The sequence below is a fragment of the Oceanobacillus oncorhynchi genome, assembly GCF_000821065.1.
Taxonomy (GTDB): Bacteria; Bacillota; Bacilli; order Bacillales; family Amphibacillaceae; genus Oceanobacillus; species Oceanobacillus oncorhynchi.
The window spans coordinates 2,263,687-2,281,982 of record NZ_CDGG01000001.1 but is presented as its reverse complement, the minus strand read 5'-3'; the positions used below and the strand labels follow the sequence as shown (position 1 = coordinate 2,281,982).

Genomic DNA, 18,296 nt, shown 5'->3' with positions numbered 1-18,296 from the left:
CATGCAATCATATACGTTCCCAGACAAATCAGGAAAATACGGTAAATTCGGCGGCAGATATGTGCCGGAATTACTTATGCCAGCTGTCTTAGAGCTTGAAGAAGCTTATGAAGCAGCAAAAAATGACCCTTCTTTTCAGGAGGAATTAAATAATTATCTGACAGAATACATTGGCAGAACAACTCCGCTATATGAAGCAGAACAATTAAGCAAGCATCTAGGCGGCCCAAAAATCTATCTGAAGCGGGAAGATCTTAACCATACTGGAGCACATAAAATTAATAACACGATTGGCCAGGCGCTTCTGACTTTACGAATGGGCAAAAAGAAAGTCGTCGCTGAAACCGGAGCCGGACAGCATGGCGTAGCTACAGCAACTGTCTGTTCTCTGCTTGGTTTAGAGTGCATCGTTTTTATGGGCGCAGAAGATATCAAGCGACAGAAGCTTAACGTTTTTCGTATGGAGCTGTTAGGTGCAAAAGTGGTCGGAGTCTCTCAAGGCAGTGCAACCTTAAAGGATGCAGTGAATGAAGCATTGCGCTATTGGGTGAATAATGTCCACGACACTCATTATATTATCGGCTCTGTAGTAGGCCCGCACCCTTTCCCTCGTATTGTACGAGACTTTCAATCAGTGATCGGCGCAGAAACAAAACAGCAAAGCCTTGAGAAACAAGGAAAGCTTCCAGACGCAGTCGTAGCTTGCGTTGGCGGCGGCAGCAACGCCATGGGGATGTTCTATCCTTTTGTCGATGATAAGGAAGTTGCTTTGTATGGTGTCGAAGCTGCAGGAAAAGGCGTTACTACCAATGAGCACGCAGCTACCCTGACAGGCGGTTCTCCAGGCATGCTGCATGGCACGTTTACTTATTTATTGCAGGATGAAGCAGGCCAAATTCAAGAAGCTGCCTCTATCTCTGCCGGATTAGACTATCCAGGTATTGGACCGGAGCACAGCCACTTGCATGATACTGGCCGGGTAAACTACCCTTCCATTACAGATGAGGAAGCATTGGAAGCCTTTCAGCTGCTTGCAAAATTAGAAGGAATTATTCCTGCTCTGGAGAGCGCACATGCTGTTGCCTATGCATGTAAGCTTGCAAAAGAAATGTCTTCGGAGCAATCGTTAGTTATCTGTCTGTCCGGACGCGGAGACAAAGATGTAGAACAAGTCAAAGCAAAGCTGGAGGAGAATTCCGATGGGGAAGCATAAACTAGAAAATACATTAAATGAATTAAAAGCAACAGGAAAGCCTCTGTTCATTCCTTATATGATGGCTGGTGACGGAGGAATCAACCAAATCAATGAACGCATTCAATTCCTGGAAGAATGCGGTGCGTCTGCAATTGAATTAGGTATTCCTTTTTCTGACCCAGTAGCTGATGGTCCTGTAATTCAGGATGCCGGACTGCGTGCATTACAGGAAGGAACCACGCTAAAGCTGGTTCTTGATGAGGTCAGAAAACAAAAAGAATCACGAAACATTCCAATTATTTTGATGACCTATATTAATCCTATTTGGAACTACGGCTACGAGCAATTCGCCAAACACTGTGATACTGCGGGGGTAGATGGAATTATTATTCCAGATATTCCAATGGAAGAGGAAGAAGATATTGCAGCTGCGCTATCTAATCAATCCATTGCCTTTATCCGTTTAGCTGCGATGACCAGCCCGGATGAGCGTCTGGAGAAAATTGCACAGGACTCAGAAGGTTTTCTATATGCTGTTTCCGTGAACGGAACAACCGGAGAGCGTCAGCAGCATGATAAAAATACATTGGACTACTTGAAGAAACTAACCGCTTTAAGCAGCGTTCCCGTCTTAGCCGGATTTGGCATTTCTAATCCAGAACAGGCAAAATCGTTAGCCGCTTATTGTGACGGTGTCATTGTCGGTAGTAAAATCGTCCACTTATTTGCGGAAGGAAAGCAAACGGAAATCAAAGAATTGATCGGCGAAACCGTACGATAAAATGAAACTTTATTTATCAGGTGTTTTGGGGCTTCTACGTGATCAAGTGAATCTGGATCTTTATCGACGTTTTCTCTCTCCATGATGGAGCAAACAATCAAATCGGGCGGTTTTTGACTGCTCCATTGCAATAAATGTATGTTTGCATTGATATAAGTGTCGAGACAACCATTTCTTTATAGCATAAACTATATTAGAATCTAGACAACGTTGTCATTGATTCAAACCATCACAACAACCCATGCCTTGAGGGAGCTGTACGCCACATACAGCTCCTGTTTTTTTAGATAAATGAAGTACAAGCTGATCTAATTCAATAATGACTGGAACCAAGATGGCGGCAGTTGCAGTCTTTTTGCTAAAAAATATGACTCTCCTACTTAATAAAAATACAGAATAGAAGATACCCTCTATTCTGTATTTTTATCTTTACTTATCCTCAAATTCCATCTGATACAAATCAAAATACTGATATTGTTTCATAGATTCCGCTGCTTGAATGATGCCCTGATACACATTTTCCCCTGTTTCCAAATCAAATACATTGATGGAAATATCCGCCACTGTCAGTGTAGAATAAGCAGGAAATACAACATAGAAATAACCATTATGAACATCTGTTAATGGATATACCTCTTCTTGCCCTATTTCCATTTCCGCATCAAACACATTTTCTTCAAAAACGGTTTCTTGTTCTTCTAAATTCTCATCGAACTTTGTTAACGAGTAATTTTCCCCTTGGAGCATCCCTGCATAAACAGTACCATCATAAATTCTAAAAAAATCTCCCCCATAAAAGTTTGCTTCCTGAAGATCAATGGATTGGAAACTGTCTTGCTCTACATTGTATAAACGCAGTTCATATTTAAGCGGAGAATCCCCTACGTAAACACCATTCTGATCGACTTTATATTCATCATACGTATAGAGATAATGCATTTCTCCATTGATCAGACCGCTGTCCTGATAGGTTAAAGAGGGTTCTATTCCTTCTTTAGACTCCATGTCCCTTTGTGGAAACCTTATATCCTCTATGGTTTGATTATTTAAATCTATCACAAGAATCCCATTTTCATCCGTATACACATCTGTTATTTCATCATACTGTCCTTCCATATATAATTGGACGTATAACTTATTATGATTATCAGCAGTTATCGAGCTTACACCATAGATTTGCTGATCCTCGACAGCCAGTTCGAATGAGCTGACGTTTTCTGTTTCTTTATCAAGTATTTCTACGCCAATATGATTCTGTTCATTCATATCCCAGTTGTTTTCATTTCCATCTACATAAATAAGCTGATTATCTGTTTCCGCGAAATTCTCACTCCATTGGTTTTTCCCGCGCATAAAGCTTTTATACTCTTTCACATATTTTTCTATTTGTAAGTCAGAATAATACCAGCCATAATATGATTCCCTTGATTGATCTATCCGCTTAGATTCATCCACAGATAACTGAAAAGGTTCTGACACCACACTGTAATACGAAGCCATGCCGGGACTACTTTGCCCATCTCCAAGTATCGTAACATCCTTCATAACCGCTTCATCTCCAGATACGGTTTTCCATTTAAAATCAAGCGTTTCTTCATCCATTACATAAAAACTGATAAGGATAACCGAAATGAAAAGGAATGCAATATATATAATCGAATAGCGTTTTAAATGATCCATCTCTATCACACCCTTATCTTTCTATTTAACAAATGATTACTAAAGAAAACCGATACTGCGGAGAGGATAATTGCTATAGCAAATTGCATCCATAAAAGCTCCGTCTCATAAAAATATCCTTTTACGATTATCTGCAAAATATATGGAGAAAAGACCAGAATCAGAGCCCCTATCCCATAAAAAACCGCCATAAATACACCTTTAAAACGGTAGCTGCGTTCAATCAAAATCATGGTAAATAATATAATGACAAAAGCTGTTCCAAAACCGTAATTAATCACAAAATCAATAAATTTCTCCGGAAGCAGGAATTTTAAATAATAAAAGCTTCTAATCATCCCTTGAATCGTTAAATCCAACCGGTAATCAACCGGAATAATCAGCTTTAATATCACCTGTAACGCCGGGAGGACAGCTACTTGATAAGCAATCAGACCAAAAACGAAAATCAGAATCGCCGCCAATTTGGAAAAGAACAACTGAATACGTTTCACCGGAAGCATCAGCAGGCGGTAAATAAACGTGTTCTTGCCCAGCCAATCCCGATACCAGATAAATAAAACATAAATAAATATCGTCACTGCAGCGATGACAATAGGCAGTGTAAACAGAAAACTCGACAATATATTCCCTATCGATACATAGCCATTATCTTGAAGAAATTGCTCTTTAGGTATTCCAAGCTTCATGACACTCTCGGTAATTTCCGATTTCACCATAAATGCATAATACAGCACCCCGGCAGCCTGCAGCAAAAACACAGCTGCAAGCAGCATAATATAAATCGGTAAAAACCGTCTAAATTCAAAGTTTACCAGTTTTCCAAAAAGCTTCATCCCTGATATACCTCCCTCATCACATCGATAACAGATTTACCCTCTTCTTCTCTTACCTGCTCCGTCATAAATTCTTTTTTCACCGCTCCATCAGCCAGTAAGACTGCCTTATCAATTAAATGCTCGATATCACTGATTTCATGTGTTGTGATGATAACACCGCGGTCTTCTACCAGATGACTGGAAAACACATCGGCAATCTGTTCTCTGCTGAAGATATCGATACCAGAGAAAGGTTCATCCATTAGAATATAATCTGCCTCCATCGCCAATCCCATCAATAGATTCACTTTCGCTGTATTCCCTTTTGATAATTGGGAAATACGTTCATCCTCTTTCAGCTTAAAAAATTCTAAAATCTCTTTTGCCCGCTCCCCATTCCAATTTTGATAGAAATCATCCATAAATTGAAAAGCATCCTTAATCCGCATTTTAGGCAAAAGCGTCATTGTATCTGGGATATATGTTATTTTCTCCAGCATCTTTGGAGACAGCTTCTCCCCATCAATGGTAATCTCGCCTTTTTGGTAAGGAGTCAGTCCCATAATCGATTGAAGAATAGTCGTTTTCCCCGCACCGTTGATTCCAATTAAACAGGTAATCTGGCCTTTATCTGCCTCAAAAGTAACTCCATTTAGTATCTTTTTTCTTCCATACCTTTTCTCTATATTGGTCAATTTAATCATGCTTCTCTTCATCCTCCCTGCCAAGCTCATTTAATTTTGACTGGACAAGGTCAAAAACCTGTTCTTTTGGAATTTGCAAAGAGGTGATACGATCTACAAATTGATCAATTGCTTCGTCAATTAAACTTTCACGAATTTCTTTTATGCGGCCCGTTTCCTTTGTAATCATACTTGGTTTATTTCCATCCGTATATATCAAGCCTTCCTCCTCCATTTCCTTATAAGCTCGCTGCACAGTATTCGGGTTTATTTTTAATCGCTGTGCTAATTCTCTGCGTGAAGGAATTTCCTGACCAGACTTTAATTCTCCAATTGCAATCTGTTCTTTGAAATACCTGATCACTTGAATATACACAGCTTCACGTTTATCAAATCGGATATCCATCCAATTTCTCACCTCATTCTTGTCATGCTTTCGTGTATACTGTATTAATACACTAGTACATCTTGTAAGTGTATTATATGCATAATACAGAAGAAAGACAACTCTTTTCTTTGTTAAATTTAAATTTTTTATGTATGGTGGATTGTATTTCTTTATTTCAAACTGGACTCTTTCTTAAAAAGAGATATTTTTCATATTTACCTGACATCAGCAAAGGAAATATATAAAAGTATACTCGGTGTTATTTTGTTCGACGCTTCAACACCCATCGTGAAACAGCCGGTTCTCTCCATACAAAAGCAATCCCTTTTTCAGACAAATATGGTAGAATGGCTATCAGAATGATGTTAACAGGAAGGAAGATTTTCAAAATGAAGTTAGTTACATGGAACGTCAATGGAATCCGGGCCTGCGTTCGTAAAGGGTTCTTGGATTTCTTTCATGATATAGATGCAGATTTTTTCTGTTTACAGGAAACAAAGCTGCAGGCAGGGCAAATTGAGTTGGATTTAGAAGGATATTATCAATATTGGAATTACGCGGAAAGAAAAGGTTATTCAGGAACAGCAATTTTTACCAAGCATGAGCCGCTTCATGTTTCTTACGGGTTTCAAGAAGGCGAGATAGAGCCTGAAGGAAGAATAATCACATTAGAATACCCTGACTTTTACCTCGTCAATGTCTATACGCCGAACTCAAAGCGAGATTTAACCCGGCTGGAAGAGCGTTTGGAATGGGAAGATAAGATGTTTGATTATTTGCAGGAGCTTGATTCGAAAAAAGCCGTTATTTATTGCGGAGATTTAAACGTAGCCCATCAGGAAATCGATTTAAAAAATGATAAAACAAACCATGGCAATTCAGGATTTACGCAAGAGGAACGGGATAAAATGACACGGATTCTGGCCAATGGTTTTACAGATACCTTACGCTTCTTCTATCCTGAACGCGATGATATTTTCACGTGGTGGTCTTATATGAAAACAATTCGTGAAAGAAACATCGGCTGGCGTATTGATTATGTGATTGTTTCCAGTCCATTAGAAAAATATCTGGAAAACATGGAGATTCACCGTTATACACTTGGCAGCGACCATTGCCCAGTGAGTCTGGAAATAAATCTTAACAGCAGATAAACCCAATCCATGTTTAATCAAAAAAGGAGAAAAAGGAAATGTCGAACGTCTGAAATATTTCTGGTATTAAAAATAGTCCAATGATTAGACCAAACAAAAAAACAGTAATGATACGCAGTTTTTTTCGCATTCTCACCCTACCTCTCTTTCCTGAAAAACGAAAAGGAACCAGCTTGTGCTTCCTTTTCGTTTTTATCATTCAAGGAATATTATATAAATATGGAAGCATCCGCTTCCCGTTTATTGTTTCTGAAAATAATCTACCATCCCAAGGGCACTTAATTGTAAATCAACATTAATCATCTGATAAACCTCATGGTCATCAGCAATCCCCTGCTCACGAAGCTCGGTTTGTACATATTTCAACAATCGGTCGGCAATTTCATCATAGCTTTGTCCTTCTGCAACTGCAGCTTCCCCTTCTCTCACAAAGATATCCAGCCATGCTTCTGCCTGCTCGAGAGCTTCTTCTACTAAATCTGTTCCTCCAAAATGTCCAAAAAAGATATAATCTAATTGTTTCTCACGGAACCTTTGTAAAGAATGCCTCATTGCCTCCGGATCAAAGTGATTGGGAGATGTAGATGGTAAAAAGAAGTTCAACCCATGCGGAAATAGTTGTTCATATTGAATTCCGGCCGTATCCCCAGTAAACATCCCATTACTTATAGGATCATAGATTCCCAGATGATGTCTGGCGTGGCCTGGTGTATCCCAGAATTCTAAGATGCGGCCTTCCTCAAGCTGCAGCGTATCTCCTTCTGTTTTCTCCACCACCCTTTCCTCATCAGCAGGAATAATGGGATCATATAATTCGGAAAAACGCTCGCCGTAAATTGCGCGTGCTCCAGCAGCCAGCTTTTTAGGATCAACAAGATGTCTCTTCCCCTTTGGATGAACGTATAAAAGCGCATTCGGACAAAGCGATAATAAACGTCCTGCGCCGCCAGCGTGATCTAAATGAACATGTGTAACAATAATATGTTTTACATCCGCAAAAGTATATCCTAATTCTTCTAGTCCTTTTTTAATATACGGTACAGAAGGACTCGGTCCCGTCTCAATAATCGTAAGTTCATCTGCTTCCATGACATAAGCTCCTGTTCTGCCGCTTACACCAAAATCAAAACCATCGATAAGTGAAATCCCATGATGAAGCTTCATCGTTTTTCTAGAGTGCAACTGCATAATAATCCCTCACTTCCACAAAATAATTGAAACACACTATACTCTTATTTTAACATTTAAATATACGTCTCCGTATGATTTTATCAGATATTTCATTTTTACTTTCCAATCCACCCTCTTAAGAAAATAGGAAATAGGAATGATTTTCTTTGCTTGATATCCAACAATAGGGTACATTAGATGGAGAATAATGATTATGTAATAATTGCTGATGCAAACCGCACAGCAAATTGAAAATAGATTAAAAGGATGAAATCGAATGAGCAAAAAGAATGTAGATGATTACCTTCAAGAAGGAATGTATGGAACGCGTCTGCCCAATGAAAGTGAACGGAAAATGTATCTTGGCACCTTTCGTGAACGCGTTGCCTTTGTTTTAACCATTGGAGAGGTGATGTCTAATAAAGGGCTCGCTGAATTAGAGCGCCAATTAAAACAGCATCCGAAGGCAAAAATCTTATTGAACGGAAATATTTCATATTCATTTTTAAAAGAAGAAAAAGCACTCGCTGACCGCTTTTCTATTCCACATACTACGGTAAGCAACCAGGAGAATGATACAGAGATCGGTTTAGTGCTCACCTATCCTTATGCTGTAGATATAGACCAAATTTCCCTTAAAGATATTGAGGAAAAACCAGCTCCCAAAGAAAAAGAAGATGAAGAAGAAAAAAACAGCAATCCGTCAAAAGGAATCGTATCGAAGCTTAAAAATTTTTTCCACTAATCTGCAGTTGTTTCTCCCATTTAATATTGTGTAAATGTTAGTTACACTTATGCAGTAAGAAAGTTTATATTTTCTTAACTTCTAAGAAAAACCAAGGAGAATACTTGGTCCTTAAAACACAGCTGTTCTTGCTAAAGAGATGTCCGCTGCGGGAAGTCGCTTTCCGCGGGCAACGGCTTAGCCTCCTTTAAAGAAGACTTGCTGATTGGCAAGCCGTCAGGCGCAGACAGAAGCATAGTCGCACTTATGCCCTGCGGGTAGGAAGAAAACCGCTTCCTGCGGGGCCTTCACCTGTTGCTTTTCCCGCAGGAGTCGACAACATCCGCTCCCATCTAAGAAGAAATATGTTTATTTGTTTTCTTCTTACAAAGAAATGACGCTAATTCTAGCGACGGTTTTGATGGGGCGAGTAATCGCAGTCCCAGAAGAAATACACGGAGACTCCTGTGGGAATGCGCAGGGCGAAGACCCCGCAGAAAAAAGCGAACTTCTTTTTTCGAGGAGGCTGAGCTCAAGCCCACGGAAAGCGGAGTGTATTTCTGGGGTTGCGATTACTCACCCCATGAAACCCGTTGGAGCGGCTATCTTCAGCTTTTTTATATACTTTCCTATTCTTTAAAAAATGCCAGTCAGCGGAGATGGGGTGATTTACACCCAATTCCTATGACTGGCACTACATTTCACCTTACATTTCCTATTATTTCACACTGTATGATGTATCATTTATCATCAAAATCAATATTCTTCATTCTAAATGGTGTAATAATCAGTACCACAATCAGTACCAGTCCCATATAGCCAATCAGCGAATAGAATTTAGAGACTAAATCGGTAAAACCGACAAAGCTAAGTATAAAGCCTGCTACCAGGGTGGCAGCTAATAGTATATTAAATTTTTTCGTTTCTACTTTTGCAAACCTGGTAACAAACGCAAAGAACATACTAATTGCTGTGTTAAAAATCATTCCAAAAAGTACAAGTGCCATGATAATACCTAACACTGGTGAAATATTATTTACAATCCCCAACATTGGCATCTCAAAATTACCAACCTCTTCAATTTTAGCAAAAATCGCGAAATAACTAAGAAGAATTAATACACCCAGTCCCAGTCCGCCTACTAATCCGCCAATGGCTGCTGTTTTTCTATCTTTCACTGCTCCCCCCATAACAATGGACATCGCCGCGCCAACAGAAGTGTTAAAGGTAGCATAGTTTAAGCCTGCAACAAACCAATTTGGAAAATTCGGTCCATGGCTCTTTGCCGTACTATTTAATTCAGCTAAAGATCCATCCATTGTAAAAAAGCTGTAGATAGAGATAACGATAACAAATAAAATCAAAAACGGTGTAATACTGCTGATTACAGCAACCACTTTATCCACTTTCAGCATTCCTGTCAGCAGTACCAATACTGTCATTAAAATCGCTCCTGCAACATGAGGCAGCCCAAACTGCTGATTCAGGTTCGCTCCAGCTCCAGCAATCATTACTACCCCTACGCCGAATAGCGTAAATACTAATACAGCATCTACTATTAACCCAATCAGGTTAATACGAGTGATTTTTTCAATGATTTTAAAATGGCTGATTTTATAGATAACATCATTATAAGAAGTTGTCTGTGCCTTGCTCCCTAACCAGACCAGCATCATTCCAACATATGCAAAAAACACTGTAGAAACAAATGCAGCCAGAATTCCCACTGTACCAAAGCTTGTAAAGTACTGCAGCACTTCCTGTCCGGATGCAAACCCGGCGCCTACGATCACCCCTATGAATGCGCTTGCAATCACAAAGATTTTCATTAGTTTTTTCATGTGCTTCCCCCTCTGTTCTTTTTATCTTATAAGTATCAGATGAAATCTTTTTGTGTATATACTAAAATGAAAGTATGTATATACTTATAACCAGTATATAAAAAAAGATTACTTATGGAAAATGATAGTCTATCCTACTAATAAAAAGCAAGTATACCAATTATTAAATTTATTCAAAATAATGCATTTTCTATTCAGAGCATATCTTTATAAAGGGGTGTACTTTATGAACTCATCTCATATCACAAAAAATAAAATAGCAACATTAAAGCAGCCTTTTTCATCTTTAGACGAGCTTGCCGATACAATCAGTGAGGTATTGTCATGTCCTATTACCATTGAGGATGCGAATCATTATGTTCTTGCATATAGTAAACATACCGAAAATATTGATGAAGCACGAATCGGCACCATCATGAATCGAAAAGTCCCTGATAAAGTTATTAACGGTTTATGGAAAAACGGAGCAATGCCCAAGCTGATTGATAGTAATCAGCCAGTCATTATTCCCGAAATCAAAGAAATTGGACTTGGAAACCGGATTGCTATATCCATCTGGAAGAAAAACGAAATTTTAGGTTTTATCTGGGCACATACAGGTGAAAATGAATATAGTAAGGATGATTTGGAAATTCTAAGTGAAGCTACCCGGCAGGTGAAAAAGTTTATCCTGCAGAAGCTGCCTGGCCGAAGAAATACAGAACAAGCTTATAAAGACTTTTTCTGGCAGCTGTTAACAGCAGATTTTGTCAGCGCCAGCACAATTCAATCCTACGAAAAACAATTTAATATAAAGCTGCAGGATGGCCTTGCTATCATTGTTTTTCATTTTGAAGATGCAATCACACCGCAGATTGAAAAGCACGCTTCCTACCTTTCAGAAACTGTCATGCAGGTGAATACGATTTTCCGTTTATTTGATGATCAAGATTTTATCTTATTGGTACGATTATGGAAGACGGATGATACATCCGATAAAATTTATCAGTTTATTGAGCAGTTTCAGGAAAAAATAAGCACACAGCTGCAATTGACCTCCATGCGCGCTGCAGGAAGCCAAATTTACGGGTCTGCAAAAGATATGACGAGGGCTTACGAGGAAGCGCTTCAGACAAATTCCCTGCAAAAGCAGTTTCCCGATGAACTGTCTTCTTGTTTTCTTTATGAAGACCTAGGCGTTTTTCAGTGGATAGACGTATTAAAAGAACATCGTCATAAGCGGCGTCATACAAATAAATACATTCAACGTCTGCAGCAATATGATCAGCGCCAGCAAAGTAATTTATTGTACACCTTAGAAAAATTTTTGGAGCATGACTCCAACGTACATCGTACAGCAAAAGCGTTGTTTATCCATCCAAATACCATGAATTATCGTTTAAAACGTATTCATGAAATTAGCAATCTTGATTTAAAAAATCCGCATCAGAAAGTAGCGGTTTATTTAGAGTTATTAGCTGACAAGCTGGAAAAATCATAGGATTTGTGTAAATACACAAACGTTTTGGACTCAATTCATTTATTTTCATAATGAACTCTCACAAAGAAAGCGTTACCATTATAAGTATAAAATGATAAACAAAGGGGCGAATAACATGATTATTGGGGTACCTAGAGAGATAAAAAACAATGAAAACCGTGTTGCTATGACACCAGCCGGCGTAGTGAACCTTGTTCAATCCGGGCAAACGATTCTAATTGAAAAAGAAGCCGGTTTGGGAAGCGGCTTTACGGACGAAGAATACAAGCAGGCCGGAGCAGAGATTATCGCAGAGGCCTCGGACGTATGGGAACGATCTGATATGATAATGAAGGTAAAAGAACCGCTGGAATCAGAGTACCGTTATTTCCGGAAGGGGTTAGTATTATTCACCTATCTTCATTTAGCTGCTGATGCAAGATTAACGGAAGAGCTTGTCGCGAAAGAAGTTACAGCAATCGCCTATGAAACCATTGTTGTAGGTAACGCTCTCCCGCTTCTGACACCGATGAGTGAAGTCGCCGGACGTATGGCTACGCAGATTGGCGCCCAATATTTAGAGAAATCAGAAGGTGGCAAAGGCATTTTACTTGGCGGTATTCCCGGGGTCAAACGAGGAAAAGTAACGGTTATCGGCGGCGGTGTTGTTGGCACGAACGCAGCGCGCGTAGCAATCGGTCTTGGAGCGGACGTTACGATTATTGATTTAAACCCGCAGCGTCTTCGCGAATTAGAAGAAATTTTTGGTTCGAGCATCCAAACATTAATGTCAAACCCGCTAAATATTGAAGAAGCTGTCACAGATTCGGATCTCGTTATCGGATCGGTATTGATTCCAGGCAGAAAAGCGCCAAAGCTTGTATCAGAAGAAATGATTCAAGCGATGCAGCCGGGCAGTGTCATTGTTGATGTAGCAATTGACCAGGGCGGTAACTTTGAAACCGTTGACCATCCTACTACACATCAAGATCCAATCTATGTCAAACATGACGTCCTTCATTATGCTGTTGCCAATATCCCAGGAGCTGTTCCACGCACAGCAACGGTCGGACTGACAAATGTAACCGTGCCATATGCAGTCAATATTGCGAAACTAGGCGTCGAGCATGCGATTCAAAATAGCGCTCCAATCGCCAGCGGTGTGAATGTAATGAATGGGCATGTAACAAATAAAGCAGTTGCCAATGATTTAAATTATGATTATGTTTCTGTACAGGACGCTTTAAAATAATACGTATTCCAAAGCCATTACCTTGTTAAACCGAGGTGATGGCTTTTTCTTGGCTTCAGCTCCGTTAAAAGTCGTTGGAATCGTTATTTTTACGCCAGTCTGTTAAACTATTTCTATAAAGAATGGAGGGATTATTTTGCGTTTACAAAACCAAAAAGTTATCGCACTTGTTGATCATGACTTTGAAGATCTGGAACTATGGTATCCCGTTCACCGTCTGCGTGAAGAAGGCGCTCAGGTAGATTTAGTCGGACAAGCTGCCAATCAAAAATACATTGGAAAATACGGTGTTCCTGCTGAATCAGATTATGCCCTTTCTGAAGTGAATCCAGAAGACTATGATGCTATCCTGGTACCCGGCGGGTGGGCTCCAGATAAATTGCGTCGTTTCCCGGAGGTTATCAGGTTCGTTCAGCATATGAATGAGCAGAAAAAGCCTATTGGCCAAATTTGTCATGCCGGCTGGGTATTAATTTCTGCCAATATTTTAGAGGGTAAAACCGTAACCAGTACACCTGGAATCAAGGATGATATGACCAATGCCGGAGCGACATGGGTTGATGAACCGGCTGTTTCGGACGGTCATCTTGTTTCAAGCAGAAGACCGCCTGATTTACCGGATTATCTCCGTGAACTGATTAAAGTGATGGAAGAATATCAGCGTTAAGGGAGTATACAAATGAAAATTGTTTCTATAGAACCGACACCGAGTCCGCATTCTATGAAAATCAATGTGAACGAGACGCTTCCTCCCGACGAAACGTATAATTACAGTAACAAGGACGATTTAGCTCAAGCTCCGGAGTATGTGCAGAAGCTTTTTGCTTTGGATGGGGTCAAAAACATCTATCGTGTCGTCGATTTTATTGCTTTGGCCCGAAATCCGAAGACACCCTGGGAGGAGCTTTTGCCAAAGGTCCGGAATGTATTGGGAACAAACGAAGCTTTTAACCAGACCGATGAATTATCTGCTGATGCAGAAGCACCTTCGGAAACATTTGGCGAAGTTCATGTTTTCATTCATACATTTTTAGGGATTCCAATGCAGGTAAAGCTGGAAGAAGGAGATAAGGAGGAACGCTACGGACTGCCAGAGCGTTTTTCCAAAGCTGTAATGGAAGCCTCTCCCGCTTCTGAAAATGTCATCATGGACCGAAAATGGGAAGAACAGCACCCTCGCTACGGCAATATGGATGAAATCGGTCAGGATGTTATAGAAGAGTTAAAGGCAAGTTATAACCAGGAAAGACTGGATACCCTTGTGAAATTAGCTTTACAAACTGATGGAAATACAAGCAAAGCCACAAACTACTATCAGCATGTTCCGATTGAAAAACTGGATAACCCGGATTGGCGGGAACGTTATGCAGCACTGGATCGTCTGGATCCGACCTTGGACGATCTTGCCCTTTTAGAAAAAGCGATTCACGATGAAAAAGCATCAATCCGTCGTTTGGCCACTGCTTATTTAGGCATGCTGGAGGATAAAGCTGCTTTGCCATTGCTATATGAAGCTTTGGCTGATAAAGCCGTGAATGTCCGTCGAACAGCCGGTGACTGTATTTCAGACCTGGGCTTTACAGAGGCGATTCCAAACATGATTGAAACATTAAAGGACAAAAGCCGGATTGTCCGTTGGCGCGGAGCAATGTATTTATATGAGGCGGGCGATGAATCTGCTATTCCTGCTCTTGAAGAAGCATCTGCTGAGGAACCAGAGTTTGAAGTACGCATGCAAATACAACTAGCTTTAGAGCGTATTCAAGGCGGCGAAAAAGCAAAAGGCTCTGTCTGGCACCAAATGACGCAGGCAGCAAAATCAAAATAGGATGCTTTCACAGATGAATCTAAACTAATTCAGAGCTATGCTCTGGATTAGTTTTTTCATATCTAAATGGAACAGACGATACATATCATTAATATATATTCTTTTCTCCTGTAAGCTACACGCTTCACTGCTGATCGTTTTATATTTTTCTCTTTGCTGTAAAACATATATTTTCCATTTCAATTCCTTTACGTATAGAAAGCGTTTTCCTATAATAGTAGTATCGGAGTACTTGAAGGGGGAAATAACGAATGGATACACAAGAAGGTACGCTGCTTTTTGAACCAAGTAAAACACAAGTGGAACAGGCAAATATTACTTCTTATCGTACTTGGTTACAAGAATATAAACATATCCAGACTAAAGATTACTATCATTTATGGAAATGGTCTGTGGAGGATCTCGATACATTCTGGGAATCTATTTGGGAATATTTCAATATCCAGTCGCACCAGCCTTATCAAACGGTGCGTTCCGGCAATCAAATCATCGGAACAAAATGGTTTCCCGAAGCAAGCCTCAATTACACAGAGCATGTATTCCGGAATAAAACATTAACAAGCCCTGCTATTATTCATACATCGGAAAATCGGGAGCTGCAGGAAATTTCTTGGGAGAAACTATATCAAGACACAGCTGCGCTTCAAAAAACATTGGAAAAGCAAGGAATTGAAAAGGGAGACAGGGTAGCCTGCTATGCGCCAAATATCTATGAAACGGTGGTTGCTTTCCTTGCAACGGCAAGCTTAGGAGCTATCTGGTCCAGCGCTTCTCCTGACTTTGGAACCCAGAGCGTGATGGAGCGTTTCCAGCAAATCGAGCCAAAGGCGATGATTACGGTCGATGGCTATACGTATAACGGCAAGAAATTTAATAGATTAGATGTAGTCAAGGAGCTGCAATCTGCGCTTCCTTCTTTAAAAACAACGATTACTATTCCTTACTTAAACAAGCAGGCAGATTTCGGTGACTGTATACAGCCGATTTCCTGGGATATTGCAACAGCGCATCAAGAAAAACTGGAAATGTCGTATACACCTGTTGCCTTTAACGATCCGCTCTGGATACTCTATTCCTCTGGAACAACCGGCAAACCGAAGCCTATTGTGCACAGTCAAGGCGGTATTCTATTGGAGCATTTGAAGGCTCTCCACCTGCACTTGGATTTAAGCCCCGGCTCCCGCTTCTTCTGGTTTACTACAACCGGCTGGATGATGTGGAATTTCCTTGTCGGCGGATTATTAACAGGCTCTACCATTATCTTGTATGACGGCAGCCCTGTTTATCCGGATAAACAGGTTTTATGGCGGCTTGCCGAGCGGACAAAAATGAATGTATTTGGCACAAGCGCCAGCTTTATCACAGCTTGTATGAACGATAATGTATCGCCGAAAAGCGAATTTGATCTATCTTCTTTAAGAAATATCAGTTCAACAGGCTCGCCGCTTTCTCCAGAAGGATTTCGATGGTGCTATACACATGTCAAAAATGATATCTGGGTTGCTTCGGCAAGCGGCGGGACGGATGTTTGCACCGCATTTTTACTCGGCTGCCCTATTCAGCCTGTTTATGCCGGAGAGATTCAGTGTGCAGGACTGGGAGCGAAAATTGAAAGCTTTGATGAAGACGGAAATTCGATTACAAATGAGATTGGCGAGCTTGTCTTGACCGCTCCATTTCCAAGCATGCCGATTTATTTCTGGAACGATGACTCCGGGCTGCGGATGTACCACAGCTATTTCGATACCTTCCCCGGCGTCTGGTGCCATGGAGACTATATCAAACTGACAAATCGAAATACAGCTATCATTTACGGCAGATCAGACGCAACAATCAATCGGGGCGGCATCCGAATTGGAACGAGTGAAATATATCGAGTCACGGATTATGTTACCGCTGTTGAAGACAGTTTAATGGTTGATTTACCAAAAGGAAACGGCGATTCGATTACCCCCTTATTTATTGTAATGAAAGACGGCGAAGCATTAAGCGAGAACATTAAACAGGAAATTAATCAGCAGCTGCGGACACATTGCTCCCCAAGGCATGTTCCGACCCATATTTATGAAGTAAAAGAACTTCCAAAAACTTTAAATGGAAAGAAAGTCGAAATTCCCGTTAAGAAAATCTTGATGGGTCAGGATGCAGAAGCCGTTATTAATCGAGGCTCTCTGATTAATCCGGATAGTCTCGACTATTTTATCGAATTAGCTAAGAACATCTAAAAAAAGCTGATGGAAGATAGCCGTTATTCTTCCATCAGCTTTTTCAACAAATACCTTATTTTTAAATCAAAGAGAGATTAATACAATAATCAATGGAATAAGCACGACTAACGAGATAATCGTTAAAATCCCCATAATCAGCAATAATTTTCCATACTTATTTAATAACTCATTCACATTGCCTGCTGTAAAATCGTCTGAAGCTATAATATTAGAAGCCTCTATGCCTGTTTGATAAAAGAGATAGCCAGTTATAATAGAAATAATACCAGAAAGAATCATGCTCGGATCAACCGTTAAAGTTAAAACAATCGAAATTGCCCCCATGATAATGGATGCCGCTCCAACAATTCCCCCCCATGTTGCAATTCTTTTTAAATGGTCTATATTTAAATAATCCATCAAATCGCCTCTCCTTAATAGTGACTTTATTACTATATTCACCTTTAATCGATTTATTAAACATTCTTCCAGTTCCGTTTATTTATGGATTTGTTTTACGATTACTTTATGTTTTAGATGAAAACGTGTGATTCCTGCCCTATGTTATACAAATCAAACTCTCTAAATAGAAAAATGCTGATGGCAGGATAAGCTCCCTTCCATCAGCATTCCTTCTCTTATTTAAAAACCGCTGTAGGAATCACGATGAAACTTTCCATACACCTGATGCAGGTATTTACCTGGAACAGCTTCTTCAATAACTGGAAAGATTTCTCTCTCCTCAAACCTGACATTTTTCTCTAACAGCTCCCCAAGCTGATTCATTTTTTCATATGGGGCCTCTCTGTTTTCACGTATCGCATAAACGAAACTGCGGATTTGCATGTGCTGATAAAGCATTTCTTTCATCAATTCGATTTCCGTTTTTTCAGCATAGACTTCATAAAGCGGCAGCAGAACCTCTTCCTCATCCCGGAAATGAAGGACGGCATCCTTTTCCCAATAGTCAATAAGACCTCTAATGGATTCGCCTAAGGATTTATCGGTCTTTTCTGTACCGGCCTGCTTTAATTCCATTGCTTGTACTAATGCATGATGATGGTGATGTGATAATGGCTTCAGTGCATCATGCCGCTGTTTTTTCACAATAACCCA

General features: G+C 40.1%; 17 protein-coding genes. 9 read left to right on the top strand and 8 right to left on the bottom strand.

Features of this window, described 5'->3' with window-relative positions; translation table 11 throughout:
* Position 1: 1 nt before the first annotated feature.
* Together trpB and trpA are read left to right on the top strand one after the other, a co-directional pair.
* Positions 2 to 1,213, top strand: a complete 1,212-nt coding sequence (gene trpB / locus BN997_RS10840) for a tryptophan synthase subunit beta (protein ID WP_042532180.1) — start codon at positions 2 to 4, stop codon at positions 1,211 to 1,213.
* Positions 1,200 to 1,976, top strand: a complete 777-nt coding sequence (trpA, locus tag BN997_RS10835) for a tryptophan synthase subunit alpha (protein ID WP_042532178.1) — start codon at positions 1,200 to 1,202, stop codon at positions 1,974 to 1,976. Before trpB ends, trpA begins: the two co-directional genes overlap by 14 nt.
* Positions 1,977 to 2,405: 429 nt before the next feature.
* On the opposite strand, the gene BN997_RS10830 is transcribed toward trpA, so the two are convergent.
* The 4 genes from BN997_RS10830 to BN997_RS10815 are packed head-to-tail and all read right to left on the bottom strand — an operon-like array spanning position 2,406 to position 5,563.
* The gene (locus BN997_RS10830) at positions 2,406 to 3,656 is read right to left on the bottom strand and encodes a hypothetical protein (protein ID WP_042532176.1); all 1,251 of its coding nucleotides are present in this window, start codon (positions 3,654 to 3,656) and stop codon (positions 2,406 to 2,408) included.
* Positions 3,657 to 3,661: 5 nt separating this feature from the next.
* The gene (locus BN997_RS10825) at positions 3,662 to 4,492 is read right to left on the bottom strand and encodes a hypothetical protein (protein ID WP_042532174.1); all 831 of its coding nucleotides are present in this window, start codon (positions 4,490 to 4,492) and stop codon (positions 3,662 to 3,664) included.
* A complete protein-coding gene (locus BN997_RS10820) occupies positions 4,489 to 5,178 on the bottom strand; it encodes an ATP-binding cassette domain-containing protein (RefSeq protein ID WP_042532172.1) in 690 nt (229 codons plus the stop codon). Before BN997_RS10820 ends, BN997_RS10825 begins: the two co-directional genes overlap by 4 nt.
* On the bottom strand, positions 5,171 to 5,563 hold the full coding sequence (locus BN997_RS10815; protein ID WP_042532170.1) for a GntR family transcriptional regulator: 393 nt from the start codon (positions 5,561 to 5,563) through the stop codon (positions 5,171 to 5,173). The genes BN997_RS10820 and BN997_RS10815 overlap by 8 nt, the downstream gene beginning before the upstream one ends.
* Positions 5,564 to 5,934: 371 nt before the next feature.
* Here BN997_RS10815 and BN997_RS10810 point away from each other — a divergent pair, with 371 nt between their 5' ends.
* Complete coding sequence (locus tag BN997_RS10810; protein WP_042532168.1) at positions 5,935 to 6,699, top strand: exodeoxyribonuclease III; 765 nt, start codon at positions 5,935 to 5,937, stop codon at positions 6,697 to 6,699.
* Positions 6,700 to 6,939: 240 nt separating this feature from the next.
* Here BN997_RS10810 and BN997_RS10805 read toward each other — a convergent pair whose 3' ends face one another.
* Positions 6,940 to 7,881: an MBL fold metallo-hydrolase gene (locus tag BN997_RS10805; protein WP_042536010.1), complete on the bottom strand. Its 942-nt coding sequence runs from the start codon at positions 7,879 to 7,881 to the stop codon at positions 6,940 to 6,942.
* Between the two features lie 265 nt (positions 7,882 to 8,146).
* Between BN997_RS10805 and BN997_RS10800 the strand changes: the two genes are divergently transcribed.
* Positions 8,147 to 8,614, top strand: coding sequence for a YueI family protein (locus tag BN997_RS10800; protein ID WP_042532165.1), 468 nt, complete (start codon positions 8,147 to 8,149; stop codon positions 8,612 to 8,614).
* A 719-nt stretch (positions 8,615 to 9,333) separates the two neighbouring features.
* On the opposite strand, the gene BN997_RS10790 is transcribed toward BN997_RS10800, so the two are convergent.
* Positions 9,334 to 10,434, bottom strand: coding sequence for a YkvI family membrane protein (locus BN997_RS10790; RefSeq protein ID WP_042532162.1), 1,101 nt, complete (start codon positions 10,432 to 10,434; stop codon positions 9,334 to 9,336).
* A 226-nt stretch (positions 10,435 to 10,660) separates the two neighbouring features.
* On the opposite strand from BN997_RS10790, the gene BN997_RS10785 reads away from it, so the two are divergent.
* The 5 genes from BN997_RS10785 to BN997_RS10765 all read left to right on the top strand — a co-directional run bounded on the left by BN997_RS10785 (position 10,661) and on the right by BN997_RS10765 (position 17,198).
* On the top strand, positions 10,661 to 11,914 hold the full coding sequence (locus BN997_RS10785) for a PucR family transcriptional regulator (protein ID WP_042532160.1): 1,254 nt from the start codon (positions 10,661 to 10,663) through the stop codon (positions 11,912 to 11,914).
* 115 nt (positions 11,915 to 12,029) lie between these two features.
* Positions 12,030 to 13,145: an alanine dehydrogenase gene (gene ald / locus BN997_RS10780; RefSeq protein WP_042532158.1), complete on the top strand. Its 1,116-nt coding sequence runs from the start codon at positions 12,030 to 12,032 to the stop codon at positions 13,143 to 13,145.
* Positions 13,146 to 13,281: 136 nt separating this feature from the next.
* Positions 13,282 to 13,812: a type 1 glutamine amidotransferase domain-containing protein gene (locus tag BN997_RS10775; protein WP_042532156.1), complete on the top strand. Its 531-nt coding sequence runs from the start codon at positions 13,282 to 13,284 to the stop codon at positions 13,810 to 13,812.
* Positions 13,813 to 13,824: 12 nt separating this feature from the next.
* On the top strand, positions 13,825 to 14,973 hold the full coding sequence (locus BN997_RS10770) for a conserved virulence factor C family protein (protein ID WP_042532154.1): 1,149 nt from the start codon (positions 13,825 to 13,827) through the stop codon (positions 14,971 to 14,973).
* 251 nt (positions 14,974 to 15,224) lie between these two features.
* The gene (locus BN997_RS10765) at positions 15,225 to 17,198 is read left to right on the top strand and encodes an acetoacetate--CoA ligase (protein ID WP_042532152.1); all 1,974 of its coding nucleotides are present in this window, start codon (positions 15,225 to 15,227) and stop codon (positions 17,196 to 17,198) included.
* Between the two features lie 66 nt (positions 17,199 to 17,264).
* Here BN997_RS10765 and BN997_RS10760 read toward each other — a convergent pair whose 3' ends face one another.
* Both BN997_RS10760 and BN997_RS10755 read right to left on the bottom strand, forming a co-directional pair.
* Positions 17,265 to 17,600, bottom strand: coding sequence for a DUF5362 family protein (locus tag BN997_RS10760; protein WP_042532150.1), 336 nt, complete (start codon positions 17,598 to 17,600; stop codon positions 17,265 to 17,267).
* Positions 17,601 to 17,822: 222 nt separating this feature from the next.
* Positions 17,823 to 18,287: a hemerythrin domain-containing protein gene (locus BN997_RS10755; protein WP_042532148.1), complete on the bottom strand. Its 465-nt coding sequence runs from the start codon at positions 18,285 to 18,287 to the stop codon at positions 17,823 to 17,825.
* Positions 18,288 to 18,296 lie beyond the last annotated feature (9 nt).

What these genes read in the sequence shown, in the direction of transcription:
- trpB (WP_042532180.1), top strand. Translation starts at nt 2, where the DNA reads ATGCAATCATATACGTTCCCAGACAAATCAGGAAAATACGGTAAATTC.
- trpA (WP_042532178.1), top strand. Translation starts at nt 1,200, where the DNA reads ATGGGGAAGCATAAACTAGAAAATACATTAAATGAATTAAAAGCAACA.
- BN997_RS10830 (WP_042532176.1), bottom strand. Translation starts at nt 3,656, where the DNA reads ATGGATCATTTAAAACGCTATTCGATTATATATATTGCATTCCTTTTC.
- BN997_RS10825 (WP_042532174.1), bottom strand. Translation starts at nt 4,492, where the DNA reads ATGAAGCTTTTTGGAAAACTGGTAAACTTTGAATTTAGACGGTTTTTA.
- BN997_RS10820 (WP_042532172.1), bottom strand. Translation starts at nt 5,178, where the DNA reads ATGATTAAATTGACCAATATAGAGAAAAGGTATGGAAGAAAAAAGATA.
- BN997_RS10815 (WP_042532170.1), bottom strand. Translation starts at nt 5,563, where the DNA reads ATGGATATCCGATTTGATAAACGTGAAGCTGTGTATATTCAAGTGATC.
- BN997_RS10810 (WP_042532168.1), top strand. Translation starts at nt 5,935, where the DNA reads ATGAAGTTAGTTACATGGAACGTCAATGGAATCCGGGCCTGCGTTCGT.
- BN997_RS10800 (WP_042532165.1), top strand. Translation starts at nt 8,147, where the DNA reads ATGAGCAAAAAGAATGTAGATGATTACCTTCAAGAAGGAATGTATGGA.
- BN997_RS10790 (WP_042532162.1), bottom strand. Translation starts at nt 10,434, where the DNA reads ATGAAAAAACTAATGAAAATCTTTGTGATTGCAAGCGCATTCATAGGG.
- BN997_RS10785 (WP_042532160.1), top strand. Translation starts at nt 10,661, where the DNA reads ATGAACTCATCTCATATCACAAAAAATAAAATAGCAACATTAAAGCAG.
- ald (WP_042532158.1), top strand. Translation starts at nt 12,030, where the DNA reads ATGATTATTGGGGTACCTAGAGAGATAAAAAACAATGAAAACCGTGTT.
- BN997_RS10770 (WP_042532154.1), top strand. Translation starts at nt 13,825, where the DNA reads ATGAAAATTGTTTCTATAGAACCGACACCGAGTCCGCATTCTATGAAA.
- BN997_RS10765 (WP_042532152.1), top strand. Translation starts at nt 15,225, where the DNA reads ATGGATACACAAGAAGGTACGCTGCTTTTTGAACCAAGTAAAACACAA.
- BN997_RS10760 (WP_042532150.1), bottom strand. Translation starts at nt 17,600, where the DNA reads ATGGATTATTTAAATATAGACCATTTAAAAAGAATTGCAACATGGGGG.